Genomic DNA, 13,708 nt, shown 5'->3' on the forward strand with positions numbered 1-13,708 from the left:
GGGAAAATTAGAAGTGCAATATACTAACTATTTTAACTCTTTGCTAAATTACTTCTTTTTTGTTGCTTTCTTTTTTGTTGTTTTCTTTTTAGGCGTCTTTGCTTCAATGAGTTTCACTGCCTCTTCTTGGGTCATTTTTTCAATTTCCGTTGTTTTTGGCAATTCAACTTTTATTTTTCCTTTGATTACATTAAACCTACCCCAACGAGCCTTTTCTACTCGAATTCCAACCTCTTCAAAGTTATGAATTAGCTTCTCACGCTCTTTTCTTTTCTTATCTTCAATAAGTTCTTCAAGGTCTGCTTGTGATAAATTATCAAAGTCGTATTTCTTATTTACATTGATAAAAATACTGTTCCATTTGATGAAAGGCCCAAAACGCCCTACTCCTTTTTGAATAGGCATTCCTTCATATTCACCAATAGGAGCATCTGCTTTTCTCTTTGCTTCAATCAATTCTATAGCTCTATCCATATCTACAGACATTGGATTCTCTCCTTTATCTAAAGACACGTATTTACCATCAAATTTTATATATGGACCAAATCGACCATTTGCAACGACTACTTCTTTTGCCTCATAATCACCTAATGTTTTAGGTAACTTAAATAAGTCCATTGCTTCTTCATAAGTAATAGAACTCATGGTTTGATCTCCTTGTAAACTAGCAAACTTTGGTTTTTCCTCATCTGTAGCTTCTCCTATTTGCACCATTGCACCAAAACGCCCTAAACGTACGTATACATTTTTTCCGCTTTCCGGATCAATTCCCAATAGTCTTTGTCCACTTGCTCTATCTGCATTTGCAGCTACATCCTCTACATTTACATGAAAATCTTTGTAAAATTCTTTAATCATTGCTGTCCAGTCTTCCTTTCCTTCAGCAATTTCATCAAATTCGTTTTCTACTTTGGCAGTAAATCCATAATCTAAAATAGAATCAAAATTAGCCACTAAGAAATCGTTTACAATATTTCCTATATCTGTAGGAACTAGTTTTCCTTTATCTGAACCAACTCTTTCTGTTAGTTCTTTTTCTGAAAGTGAACCTTTTGACAATTTAAGTTGTGCATAACTTCTTTCTTGTCCTTCAACAGTTCCTTTCTCTATATATTGTCTTCTCTGAATAGTAGAAATCGTTGGAGCATATGTAGACGGACGTCCAATACCCAATTCTTCTAATCGTTTTACCAAAGATGCTTCCGTAAATCTTGCTGGTGGTCTTGTATAACGTTCAGTCGCTGTAATAAATTCATTTTCTAAACCTTCTCCAACTTTCATTTTAGGTAACATTCCAGCTTGTTCCTCTTCTTCATGATCCGTTCCTTCTAAATACACTTTTAAGAAACCTTCAAATGTAATTACCTCACCATTGGCATTAAACTGCTTGTCGTTTTTGTTATTGTCAATTTTAACAGCAGTTCTTTCTAACTGAGCATCGCTCATTTGAGATGCGATGGTACGTTTCCATATTAAACTATACAAACGATCTTGATCATAGTCTACAGAAACCTCATGCCTTGTCATATTCGTAGGACGAATTGCCTCGTGTGCTTCTTGCGCCCCTTTTGATTTGGTTGAGAAATTACGTGGCTTACTATATTCTGCACCATAAGAATCTGTGATTTCTTCTTGAGCAGCATTTTTAGCATCATCAGATAAGTTTACACTATCTGTTCTCATATAAGTAATTAACCCGGCCTCATATAAACGTTGCGCCATCATCATCGTTTTTGCTACTGGAAAACCTAATTTCCTAGAGGCTTCCTGTTGTAACGTTGATGTTGTAAATGGTGGTGCAGGTGATTTTTTTGCTGGTTTCTTTTGTAAATCCGCAACAGAGAAATTAGCATTGATACAAGAATTCAAAAACGTCTCCGCTTCTTCCTTCGTTTCAAAGTTTTTACCTAGCTTGGCTTTAAACTTCTTTCCTTCTACATTTATAAATTCGGCATCTACTCTATATGAAGCTACCGGAGTAAACCCTTCAATAGAACGTTCGCGTTCTACTATTAAGCGCACAGCTACCGATTGTACTCTACCTGCAGACAGTCCTCCTTTTACCTTCCTCCATAACACAGGAGAAAGCTCATACCCTACTAGTCTATCAAGTACTCTACGCGCTTGTTGTGCATTTACAAGATTATAATTAATATCTCTTGGGTTATCAACTGCTCTTAGAATTGCTTTTTTAGTAATCTCATGAAAAACAATACGTTTGGTTTTACTTTCATCTAATTTTAACTGCTCAGCTAAATGCCATGCAATTGCTTCTCCCTCACGATCCTCATCGGAAGCTAACCAAACTGTTTCTGCTTTCTTTGCTAAATCCTTTAATTTTTTAACTACTGCTTTTTTATCAGTAGATACTATATATTTAGGTTTAAAGTCTCCTTCTACATTTACACCTAATTCTTTAGATGGTAAATCTGCAATATGCCCAAAACTTGATTCTACTTGAAAATCTTTTCCTAAAAACTTTTCAATGGTTTTTGCTTTTGCAGGTGACTCTACTATTACTAAATTTTTTGCCATACTTCTAATTCTCTATTCGCTTTTTACACCATATAGTATATAGTGGTTTTCAATTTGCAAAAGTAGAGAGTTTTTTTTTAATCAAAATGATTCTTTAAAATTTTACATTTAATTAAAGTAAGAAGAAGCTATTTTTTCAATGACAATTTGTCATAAATTACAGTTTTTGGTTGTATCTTTGCACACTATTTTATCACGATTTTAAGGTTTTATGGAACAAGTAGAGAAAGTAATAGACGAGAAAAAACAAGGAAAACCTTTGTTAACTGAGCAAAAGGACGGTAACAGTAAAAAACTTTTTATTGAAAGTTATGGTTGCCAAATGAATATGAACGACAGTGAAATTGTTGCCTCTATTCTTGCTGAAGAAGGATTTAATACCACCAGCAACATGGAAGAAGCCGATTTAGTGTTAGTAAACACTTGTTCTATTCGTGAAAAAGCGGAAACCACAGTTCGAAACCGACTAAAGAAATACAACGCTGTTAAAAAGGTAAACCCTAAAATGAAAGTTGGGGTTTTAGGCTGTATGGCAGAACGTTTAAAAGCTAAATTTTTAGAGGAGGAAAAAATTGTAGATCTAGTAGTAGGACCAGATGCCTATAGAGATTTACCTAATTTAGTAGAAGAAGTTGAAGCTGGAAGAGATGCAGTGAACGTAATTTTATCTAAAGAAGAAACCTATGCTGATGTTTCTCCTGTCCGTTTAAATTCTAATGGAGTTTCGGCATTTGTATCTATTACACGTGGATGCGACAATATGTGTACTTTCTGTGTAGTACCTTTTACTAGAGGACGTGAACGTAGTCGTGACCCAAAAAGTATTATTGAAGAAATTCGATCAATGCATGATAGAAACTTCAAGGAAATTACTTTATTAGGTCAAAATGTAGATTCCTATTTATGGTATGGAGGTGGATTGAAAAAAGATTTCAAAAAAGCTTCTGAAATGGCACAAGCAACTGCAGTGGATTTTGCACAATTATTAGACATGTGTGCTACTGAGTTTCCAAAAATGCGTTTTAGATTCTCTACATCGAATCCTCAAGATATGACCCTAGATGTGATTCATGTAATGGCGAAACATAAAAACATTTGTAAATACATTCACTTACCTATTCAAAGTGGAAGTAATGCAATGTTAAAAGCTATGAACAGATTACATACCCGTGAAGAATATTTAGAATTAGTAGAAAATATTTACAAAATCATCCCTGAGATGAATTTAAGTCAAGATATGATTGCTGGTTTCTGTGGAGAAACTGAACAAGATCACAAAGACACGCTTGACTTAATGGAAAAAGTAAAATATAGTTTCGGATTTATGTTTGCATACTCTGAAAGACCAGGGACACTGGCTGCTAAAAAAATGGAAGATGATATTCCTTTAGAAACCAAAAAACGTCGTTTACAAGAAATCATTAATTTACAACAAGAGCATAGTTTATTTAGAACTAAACAACATGTTGGAAAAATTCAAGAAGTTTTAATTGAAGGAACTTCTAAGAAGAATGAAAACGAATGGAAAGGACGTAATACACAAAACACCGTAGTAGTATTCCCTAAAGAAAATTATAAAATGGGAGAGTTTGTGAATGTAAAAATAGAAGATTGTACTTCTACTACATTAAAAGGAACTGCTGTGGGATATTCGGAAAATAATTAGATAAAAAAGAACGAACCAAGAGGTGTTAAAATACTTTTTGATTCTTCTTCGAACTATCTCTTGATTTTAAAAAATAAGTATGGAAAGTTTACAAGTAATAAAACAACGTTTTGGAATTATTGGTAACGATGTGCAATTAAATCGTGCTATTGAAAAAGCAATTCGTGTTGCTCCTACCGATATTTCTGTTTTAGTTGTTGGTGAAAGTGGTGTAGGTAAAGAGAATGTACCTAAAATCATTCATCAATTATCGCATCGTAAACATGCTAAGTATATTGCTGTAAACTGTGGAGCTATACCAGAAGGAACTATTGATAGTGAATTGTTCGGTCATGAAAAAGGTGCCTTTACTGGAGCAACTGCTGCTAGAAAAGGATATTTTGAAGTTGCCGATGGAGGAACTATCTTCTTAGATGAAGTAGGAGAATTACCGCTAACAACTCAAGTTAGATTACTACGTGTTCTTGAAAATGGAGAGTTTATTAAAGTAGGTTCTTCTCAAGTACAAAAAACCAATGTTCGAATCGTAGCTGCTACCAATGTAAACATGCACGATGCCATTGCTAAAGGTAAATTTAGAGAAGATTTATATTATCGTTTAAGTACGATTGAAATACCATTACCACCACTTCGTGAACGTGGAGAGGATATTCATTTATTATTTAGAAAATTTGCATCTGACTTTGCTCAAAAGTATAGAATGCCAACGATACGACTAGATGAGGCTGCAACAAGAGTTTTATTAAATTATAATTTTCCTGGAAATATTCGACAACTAAGAAATATTGCTGAACAAATTTCTGTTGTTGAAGAAAACAGGTTAATCACTCCAGAAAAAGTGATTCAATACCTCCCTAATATTCAAGGGAATTTACCTGCCGTTGTTAATTCTAAATCTGATAGACAATCAGATTTTTCTACCGAGCGAGATATCATGTACAAAGTATTATTTGATATGCGTAATGACATCAATGATTTGAAGAAACTTACTTTAGAATTAATGAAAAGTGGTAATTCTGAACAGGTAAAAGAGGCTAATCATGGTTTAATTGAACGTATTTATCAAGAACAACCTCAACAGCCAGAAACACATCAAGTAGAAGTTGTACAATTACCTCAATCTCCTGCTATAGACAATACTTTTGATTATGCTGAAACTATAGAAGAAGATGAAAATTTATCTTTACAAGAGAAAGAAATTGAAATGATTAAAAAGTCTCTTGAGAAAAACAATGGAAAACGAAAATTAGCAGCAAAAGAGTTAGGAATTTCTGAAAGAACCTTATATCGAAAAATTAAGCAGTACGATTTGTAAAGCAATTGCTTATTTTTATAACTCATCAAATTCAATATGAAAAAACTTATATATACATCATTCCTTTTTGTTATAACATCTATATTAATAGGTTGTGGAGCTTATTCTTTTACAGGAGGTAATACGGGAGATGCAGAAACTATTCAAGTAGATTTTTTCCCTAACCAAGCACCTTTAATAGAGCCTATATTAAGTCAGAAATTCACGCAAGATTTACAAGATTTATTTACGCGTCAAACGAACTTAACTCTAGTAAATACAGGAGGAGACTTATACTTTTATGGTGAAATTGTTGATTATCGAATTACACCAATGAGTGCTACAGGAAATCAAACTGCAGCTCAAAACCGTTTAACTATTACAGTTAATGTTAATTTTGAAAATAAAAAAGAAGAAAAAGACAATTTTGAGAAGCGTTTTTCTTTTTATTACGACTATGGTGCAGATCAGCAGTTAACTGGGAGTATTTTAGATACTGCTTTGGAGGCTATTTTAGAACGTATTACACAAGATATTTTTAACGCCTCAGTGGCAAAGTGGTAATCAATTGGAAAAAGACAATTACATAAAACTTCTTGAAAACGCTCCACTAATTCAAACGAGCGACACATTGGAATTAAAAGGAATTATTGACAAACATCCTTATTTTCAATCGGCAAGAGCTTTATATTTAAAAGCACTCAAAAACCAAGATAGTTTTAAGTACAATAACCAACTAAAAAAAACGGCTGCTTATACTACCAATAGAACGGTTCTTTTTGAATTTATAACTTCTAAAAATTTTGAAGTAGTAACTAAAAAAGAAGAAAAATTCAGTTTAAAAAGCATTTTAACTCCTAAGAAAAAGGCCGAAACTTCTAAAATTGAAGAACAGCTTGAAATAGGAAAGCCATTGTCTTTTACAAACGATGAAACTTTTTCTTTCAATCAATGGTTACAACTTTCTTCTAAGAAACCTATCAATAGAGATAACGTTTCAGAAGAAGCCACAGAAAATGAAGATGAGAAATCAAATGAGCAAGATGATATTATCAACCGTTTTATAGCAAACAGTCCGAAAATTCCTCGTCCTAATAAATCTACTCCTTTAGTTGAGATAAAAGCTAAAGAAACACAGGATTCTACTCAGTTAATGACAGAAACTTTAGCCAAAGTTTATCTCGAACAAAAGAAGTATGACAGTGCAATTCAAGCATATAAAATATTAAGTTTGAAATATCCAGAAAAAAGTGGTTTCTTTGCAGACCAGATTAAAAAAATACAAACATTACAAAATAATAAATAGATGACAACTTATACTTTACTTTTAGTACTTATCTTAATAGTTGCTATAGCTTTAATTTTAATCGTAATGGTTCAAAACCCTAAAGGTGGAGGATTATCTTCTTCTTTTGGAGGAGGAACTCAAAACATAGGAGGAGTACAAAACACAAATACATTTTTAGATCGTACTACTTGGACGTTGGCTATTACTATGTTTGCATTAATCTTATTAGCTAATTTTGCTATTCCTAGAGGAAATGCTTCAGATGCGCCTCAATTAGATAGTACTTTAGAAAATGTTGAAGCAACAACACCAGCTGAAACTCCAGCAACTACTGATACAACAAAAGACAGCGTTCAATAATTGAACCGAAAATATAATATTGAAAATGCCAGCGTAAATGACACGTTGGCATTTTTTTTTAATCAAAACATTCTTTGTTCGTAAATTTGACAGCATCCAAGTATTGGCACAATTTCTGACAAAATCAAACTGTAAAATTTAAAAATAAACTATACAAAACATATAAAATGGGATTAAACATTAAACCTTTAGCAGATAGAGTTCTTGTAGAACCTGCTGCAGCAGAAACTACTACAGCTTCAGGAATTATTATTCCAGACAACGCGAAAGAAAAACCACAAAAAGGAACTGTGGTAGCTGTTGGAAATGGTAAAAAAGATGAACCATTAACTGTAAAAGTTGGTGACACTGTTTTATACGGAAAATACTCTGGAACTGAATTAAAGTTAGAAGGAAAAGATTATTTAATGATGCGTGAGTCAGATATCATGGCAATCGTTTAATTCATTATTCATAAAAAATAAAAACATAGAATAACATGGCAAAAGATATAAAGTTTGATGTTGAAGCACGTGAAGGATTAAAACGTGGAGTAGATGCTTTAGCAAATGCGGTAAAAGTAACTTTAGGACCTAAAGGTCGTAACGTAATTATTTCTAAAGCATTTGGAGCACCACATGTAACAAAAGATGGTGTTTCTGTAGCAAAAGAAGTTGAGTTAGAAGACGAGTTAGAAAACATGGGAGCTCAAATGGTTAAAGAAGTAGCTTCTAAAACAAACGATTTAGCTGGTGATGGTACTACTACTGCAACTGTTTTAGCTCAAGCAATTGTAAAAGAAGGTTTAAAGAACGTTGCTGCCGGAGCTAACCCAATGGATTTAAAGCGTGGTATTGATAAAGCGGTTGCTGCGATTACTGAAGATTTAGCTAAACAAGCTAAAGAAGTTGGTGATTCTTCAGAAAAAATTAAACAAGTTGCTTCTATTTCTGCGAATAACGATGGTGTTATTGGTGATTTAATTGCTACTGCTTTTGGTAAAGTTGGTAAAGAAGGAGTTATTACTGTTGAAGAAGCTAAAGGAACTGATACCTATGTTGATGTTGTAGAAGGAATGCAATTTGACAGAGGGTATTTATCTCCTTACTTCGTTACAAACGCAGACAAAATGATTGCTGAATTAGAAAATCCATATATCTTATTATTTGATAAGAAGATTTCTAATTTACAAGAAATTTTACCAATCTTAGAACCAGTTGCTCAATCTGGTCGTCCTTTATTAATTATTGCAGAAGATGTAGATGGACAAGCCTTGGCTACTTTAGTAGTTAACAAGTTAAGAGGTGGTTTAAAAATTGCTGCTGTTAAAGCTCCTGGATTTGGAGATAGAAGGAAGGCAATGTTAGAAGATATTGCTATTTTAACAGGTGGTACTGTTATCTCTGAAGAAAGAGGTTTCTCTTTAGAAAATGCAACTTTAGATTTATTAGGAACTGCTGAAACTGTAACTATTGACAAAGACAATACTACTATTGTAAATGGTTCTGGTGATGAAGAGCAAATCAAAGCACGTGTAAACCAAATTAAAGCACAAATTGAAACGACTACTTCTGACTATGATCGTGAAAAGTTACAAGAGCGATTAGCTAAATTAGCTGGTGGTGTTGCTGTATTATATGTAGGTGCAGCTTCTGAAGTAGAAATGAAAGAAAAGAAAGATCGTGTTGATGACGCGTTACATGCTACTCGTGCAGCAGTAGAAGAAGGTATTGTTGCTGGTGGTGGTGTTGCTTTAGTTCGTGCGAAAAAAGTATTAGAGACAATTACTACTGATAACTTAGATGAAACTACTGGTATACAAATTGTAAATAGAGCTATTGAATCTCCATTAAGAACAATTGTAGAAAACGCAGGTGGAGAAGGATCTGTTGTTATTAACAAAGTTTTAGAGGGAGATAAAGATTTTGGATATGATGCTAAATCTGAAGCTTATGTAGACATGTTAGAAGCAGGAATTATTGATCCTAAGAAAGTAACTCGTGTTGCTTTAGAAAATGCAGCTTCTGTATCTGGAATGATTTTAACTACTGAATGTGCTTTAGTAGATATTAAAGAAGATACTCCTGCTGGTGGTGGAATGCCTCCAATGGGTGGTGGAATGCCAGGAATGATGTAATACTTATTTGGTATAACCATATATGAAATCCTTGAGAAAATTCTCGAGGATTTTTTTTGGCTTAATTCTTGATAAATTTTGAAGCTAAAAAACACTATGAAAAAAACTTTACTCTACTTAACAACACTGTTTATATTCTTTGCTGCTTACTCTCAAAATTCTTCCATAGAAAAGAATTATTCCAACTATTTCGAAAATATTAGAGAAGTTCCTTTTTTACATTTAAACAAAACTACATTCGTACAAGGGGAAGAACTTTGGTTTAAGGCTTATATATTAGAACAAAACTCAAACAACCTGAGTAAAAACACCACCAATTTATATTGTAGTATTTTTAAACAAGATGGAACTTTAAAAGAACAAAAATTACTTCGTGTTAAAAACGGAATGGCTATTGGAGACTTTAAAATTGACTCTACTTTTACAGATAACTCTTATTATCTCAAGGCTTCTACCAATTACATGAAGAACTTTAAAGAGGATCAATCTTTTATTCAAAAAATAACAATTGCTAATTATACCCCATCCAACAAAGCCTCTTCTTTAAAAAATAATTTAGATATTCAAATTTTACCCGAAGGAGGACATTTAGTGAGTAATACCATTAATTCTTTGGGTATTGTTTTAAAAAATGAAAACAACCATGGACTTCAATTTATAAAAGGAGCTATTATTGAAAATAATGAACCAATTACGTATTTCTCTACAAATCAATTAGGACTCGCTAAAATTAAGTTCTATATGGATTCTAACAAAAAATATGCTGTTCAATTCAACTTAAACAACACCTCAATTGTTAAACCACTCCAAAACATCAAACAAAACGGTATAACATTACAGGTAAATACTCATCATAAAGATTGGGTTGAGTTTGTTTTTTCAACAAACGATCAAACCTTAACGCAATTAATGGATCAGAAGTTTTACTTTCTCGTACATAATACAAGAAGCTATTTAAAAAGAAGTTTACTTTTCAAAAAAGGCGTAAAAAAAATTTCTTATCTTATTAACAAAAATGAGTTAAACAAAGGAACTAACATTATAACCTTATTTAGCCCCCAAAACAAACCTATTGCAGAAAGAGTATTTCTCAATTATAGTAAATCTTTATTTGCAAACCTTAGTGCTACTACTCAAATAAACAAAGATTCTTTAACACTAAACATTTTAAAAAAAGCTAAAGATTCAACGGCTTATTTTTTAAGTGCTTCTATTTTACCTTACGGTACTAAAAGCTACTCCCCTTCGGAGAGCATCATTTCTAAATATTTGTTAGCTCCTTATGTAAACGGAAATATTGAAAATCCGAACTATTATTTTATAGAAACTGACAATAAAAAATTATATAATTTAGATGTTTTATTACTTACACAAGGATGGTCTAGATATAAATGGTACGATATTTTTAATTCACCTCCTAAAGAACAATATAGTTTTGATAAAGGAATAACTATTAAAGGAAAAATACATTCCAAAACCTTTAAAGCACAAAATTTAATTTTTTTGACCTCTAATGAGAATGCACTTTATAAAGTACATCCTGTAAGTAATGGTTCTTTCGAAATCAACAACTTGTATTTAAAAGATAAGTCAGAATTTAATCTAGCCATTTTGAACTCGAAAAATAGGCTTAAAGCTCCTAAAACTTATATTTCCTATCACCCAAACAAGATTAATAGCACCTTAAAAAAACTCCCAACATTTAACCTATCTTATCATGTTAACAACAACCAACCAATTCTTTCACCCCTAATTTCGGAAGAGTATTCATTATTGAATGAAGTTCATATTAAGGGTAAAACCATCATGAAAAACATACCTTTACTTAAAGGAGGACTGAACGGGTTTGTTACGAAAAATTTAGCTCAAAAAAATCAAACAATTCTTGAATTCATTGGGTCAAGAGGTTTTATGGTGAACCAAACTCCTATAAACACTTCTATTATACGTAGTAGAGGAGGTTTCATAAGACAATCAATTATTGCAGATATTTTTCTTGATGATATTTCCATTCAATCTCAAAACTTCAACAACTTAAATCTCATTGCAGATTTAACTGTTAATGATTTTGAAGAAATTTATATTTCTAAAGGGCAAGCTCGTGTTTATTTATACTCAAAAAAAGATTCAGGAAACAAAAAACGTAAAAATAGCTTTGCTAAGTATACTTTACCTTTCGGATATTCGGTTGAAAAAGAATATTATCAACCTAAATATGTATCTACAGAAAGTACAACCTTTAGAGATTTTGGAACTGTTTTCTGGAAACCAAATATTGTGATAAACAATAAATCTGAAAGTTTAAAATTTAATCATTTAAACCAAAACAAAGTACTACTTGTGATTGAAGGAATTACGAATGAAGGTAAGCTCATTAGCTATAAGAAAGAACTTACTTTTAAAGAAGTATTATAAACTAAAAAGCCTCGATAAAATTATCGAGGCTTTTTAGTTTCATTTTAATCATCTAATATTGGTTCTGGAAAAAAGGCGGCCACAGCAAACCAAAAAGTCATTAATGATTTTTTGGGCCTTAAGATAGTTCCTTTTCGAGGCCCCTCTAGAGCTAATCCAAAAGGACTCCATTTATTTCCTTCATTATCTTTAAACATTACACCCTCTCCTTCCTCTGTATATTCAAAAACTAAATCTTCCTGACTTTCATTTAACTGAAAGCATGTGATTAAATCTTTATTTCCTACTATTAATAATTTCTCTCCTTTATACACATCTTTCTTTGCCAAACCTTCTCCAAATGATTCTCTTCTATAAACTTTAGAAGTAGCTCCAGTAATTACGGCAAAAACACGTTCTTTTTTTGGTAGACGGTCATTTATTGGAGAAACCGGAAACAACAATAAATCATCATCTTCCAAATACCCTCTATATGGGTATTTATCATATGGTTTACTAAACCCTTGTTCTTTACTCAAAACTTCTGAGTTTGGATAAAATTTTTTCCATTCTCCCAAAGTTGTTTCTATTACCTTTACACCAGTTGGTATTCTTCCTCTTAATTCTCCATTAGCACAAATTTCTCCCATTTGAAACCAATTACTATCAGTTTTTCTATCGTATAAAATTAAATTTGAATTATATAACAACCCCGAAACTCCAAAAGTGGTTACTTCTCCATTTATAATTCTACTCCAACCAAAAGACGTTCCTGTTAAGGGACAATGTGAAATAGTTAAATTACTACCTCCAACAATATCATTGACCACTTCATGATAGTTCAAAATTTTATACGGATAAGCTTTTGATTTTCCATTAATTGTAATACCTACAATTAAATCATCATCATTTAAATAAGACTGTGTATTGATATCTATAAACACAGGAGTATCTAACGAAGGAATACCATCTTTCCCAGGTCCGGCATCAATAATCTGGCTAACGGAAACAATCCATTGATTGGCCGTATTCCCAGAATTATTTCCTGAGTTGGTTCCAGATCCTGCTCCACTACCTGAGCCATTGTTCGAGTTATTATTCGGAGTAAATTCTTCATTGGAAGAAGAACAAGAACATATTAAAACTGTTAAAAACAATACTAAAAATCTCATATTATAATATTTTTTCTCTCTTTTTAAACTTATATATTATTCCAACATTAAATCGATATGTTGGAGTTAGTTGAATCCCTTTTAAATTAGCATATATTGGTACTTCAACACTTGAATTTAAAGCCATTCTATTTGTTAGCTCTAATGAAAACCTTGGAATTAAGAAAATCCAATCTCCTCCTGTATTTGGTATATCTCTACCATTGAGTAAATCTCTTTGTGCATTTCTATATTTGACACTTATACTTGGGTTAAAAATTTGCTTGAACAACAAAAACTGATCGGTAGCTCCTAAAAAAAACTGAAGTTCATTTCCAAATTTGTACCTATTCACTTCTTGATACTGATCATTTTCTCCTGTTACTCTATAAACAATCCTACTAAATACCGAAAAGCTTTCTCTGAAACTTGTTTTTAGATCTAAAGAAGACATCACTATATAGTCTAAAGTATTACTCCCTGGCTGAATATCAGCATTAAAAACAATACCATTAGAACTTGTAATATCTGATTTACCTGTGGGTAATTTTAAACCTATTCCTGAAGAAATGCTTAATGTCTTATTGTTTACAAACTTGTACCTACTTAAAACTACCCAATCTCCTATCCCAGTAGTTTCGCTTAAATTAACTCCAAAAGCAGAACTGATTTCTCTCTTTTGATTTACCCAGGTAAGTAAAACTTCGAAAGCCCAGTTATTTGTAATGTTATAGCTTAAATTTAAAAGGGCGGAATGGGTTATTCTTTTTCTAGTATTATCCCTTAAAGTATTGTTTCCTTCTTTTAAAGTATTTAAAAAATTGTAGTCATAACTAATTCCAAATTGGAAAACTCCTTTGTCTTCCATACTCATTCCTATGTTATTGGAAATAGGAACCCCACC

11 protein-coding genes are annotated in these 13,708 nt (G+C 32.2%); 8 read left to right on the top strand and 3 right to left on the bottom strand.

The window, feature by feature from the left end; all coding sequences use genetic code 11:
• Positions 1 to 48: 48 nt before the first annotated feature.
• Positions 49 to 2,535: a type I DNA topoisomerase gene (gene topA / locus ABNT22_RS15995; RefSeq protein WP_348717670.1), complete on the bottom strand. Its 2,487-nt coding sequence runs from the start codon at positions 2,533 to 2,535 to the stop codon at positions 49 to 51.
• A gap of 211 nt (positions 2,536 to 2,746) precedes the next feature.
• On the opposite strand from topA, the gene miaB reads away from it, so the two are divergent.
• The 8 genes from miaB to ABNT22_RS16035 all read left to right on the top strand — a co-directional run bounded on the left by miaB (position 2,747) and on the right by ABNT22_RS16035 (position 11,674).
• Positions 2,747 to 4,201 (top strand): tRNA (N6-isopentenyl adenosine(37)-C2)-methylthiotransferase MiaB, encoded by a 1,455-nt coding sequence (gene miaB, locus ABNT22_RS16000; protein WP_348717669.1) that lies wholly within the window; start codon positions 2,747 to 2,749, stop codon positions 4,199 to 4,201.
• Positions 4,202 to 4,280: 79 nt separating this feature from the next.
• Positions 4,281 to 5,516 (top strand): sigma-54 dependent transcriptional regulator, encoded by a 1,236-nt coding sequence (locus ABNT22_RS16005; RefSeq protein ID WP_348717668.1) that lies wholly within the window; start codon positions 4,281 to 4,283, stop codon positions 5,514 to 5,516.
• Positions 5,517 to 5,552: 36 nt separating this feature from the next.
• A complete protein-coding gene (locus ABNT22_RS16010) occupies positions 5,553 to 6,059 on the top strand; it encodes an LptE family protein (protein ID WP_348717667.1) in 507 nt (168 codons plus the stop codon).
• 4 nt (positions 6,060 to 6,063) lie between these two features.
• Positions 6,064 to 6,801: a hypothetical protein gene (locus ABNT22_RS16015; protein ID WP_348717666.1), complete on the top strand. Its 738-nt coding sequence runs from the start codon at positions 6,064 to 6,066 to the stop codon at positions 6,799 to 6,801.
• Entirely contained in the window at positions 6,802 to 7,143 is a 342-nt protein-coding gene (gene secG / locus ABNT22_RS16020; protein WP_348717665.1) for a preprotein translocase subunit SecG, read from the top strand. It begins immediately after the preceding gene.
• A gap of 167 nt (positions 7,144 to 7,310) precedes the next feature.
• On the top strand, positions 7,311 to 7,586 hold the full coding sequence (gene groES / locus ABNT22_RS16025) for a co-chaperone GroES (RefSeq protein ID WP_299107720.1): 276 nt from the start codon (positions 7,311 to 7,313) through the stop codon (positions 7,584 to 7,586).
• A gap of 35 nt (positions 7,587 to 7,621) precedes the next feature.
• Positions 7,622 to 9,259, top strand: a complete 1,638-nt coding sequence (groL, locus tag ABNT22_RS16030) for a chaperonin GroEL (RefSeq protein WP_348717664.1) — start codon at positions 7,622 to 7,624, stop codon at positions 9,257 to 9,259.
• A 96-nt stretch (positions 9,260 to 9,355) separates the two neighbouring features.
• Positions 9,356 to 11,674, top strand: coding sequence for a hypothetical protein (locus ABNT22_RS16035; RefSeq protein ID WP_348717663.1), 2,319 nt, complete (start codon positions 9,356 to 9,358; stop codon positions 11,672 to 11,674).
• A gap of 44 nt (positions 11,675 to 11,718) precedes the next feature.
• Here the strand turns inward: ABNT22_RS16035 and ABNT22_RS16040 are convergent, their stop codons facing one another.
• Together ABNT22_RS16040 and ABNT22_RS16045 are read right to left on the bottom strand one after the other, a co-directional pair.
• Positions 11,719 to 12,825: a DUF3179 domain-containing protein gene (locus ABNT22_RS16040; protein ID WP_348717662.1), complete on the bottom strand. Its 1,107-nt coding sequence runs from the start codon at positions 12,823 to 12,825 to the stop codon at positions 11,719 to 11,721.
• A gap of 1 nt (position 12,826) precedes the next feature.
• Entirely contained in the window at positions 12,827 to 13,678 is an 852-nt protein-coding gene (locus ABNT22_RS16045; RefSeq protein WP_348717661.1) for a hypothetical protein, read from the bottom strand.
• Between the last annotated feature and the right edge of the window lie 30 nt (positions 13,679 to 13,708).

Source organism: Tenacibaculum sp. 190130A14a, assembly GCF_964048965.1.
Lineage (GTDB): Bacteria > Bacteroidota > Bacteroidia > Flavobacteriales > Flavobacteriaceae > Polaribacter > Polaribacter polynesiense.

Bases quoted from the DNA above. Each gene is read 5' to 3' on its own strand.
- topA (WP_348717670.1), bottom strand. From the start codon at position 2,535: ATGGCAAAAAATTTAGTAATAGTAGAGTCACCTGCAAAAGCAAAAACC.
- miaB (WP_348717669.1), top strand. From the start codon at position 2,747: ATGGAACAAGTAGAGAAAGTAATAGACGAGAAAAAACAAGGAAAACCT.
- ABNT22_RS16005 (WP_348717668.1), top strand. From the start codon at position 4,281: ATGGAAAGTTTACAAGTAATAAAACAACGTTTTGGAATTATTGGTAAC.
- ABNT22_RS16010 (WP_348717667.1), top strand. From the start codon at position 5,553: ATGAAAAAACTTATATATACATCATTCCTTTTTGTTATAACATCTATA.
- secG (WP_348717665.1), top strand. From the start codon at position 6,802: ATGACAACTTATACTTTACTTTTAGTACTTATCTTAATAGTTGCTATA.
- groES (WP_299107720.1), top strand. From the start codon at position 7,311: ATGGGATTAAACATTAAACCTTTAGCAGATAGAGTTCTTGTAGAACCT.
- groL (WP_348717664.1), top strand. From the start codon at position 7,622: ATGGCAAAAGATATAAAGTTTGATGTTGAAGCACGTGAAGGATTAAAA.
- ABNT22_RS16035 (WP_348717663.1), top strand. From the start codon at position 9,356: ATGAAAAAAACTTTACTCTACTTAACAACACTGTTTATATTCTTTGCT.
- ABNT22_RS16040 (WP_348717662.1), bottom strand. From the start codon at position 12,825: ATGAGATTTTTAGTATTGTTTTTAACAGTTTTAATATGTTCTTGTTCT.
- ABNT22_RS16045 (WP_348717661.1), bottom strand. From the start codon at position 13,678: ATGAGTATGGAAGACAAAGGAGTTTTCCAATTTGGAATTAGTTATGAC.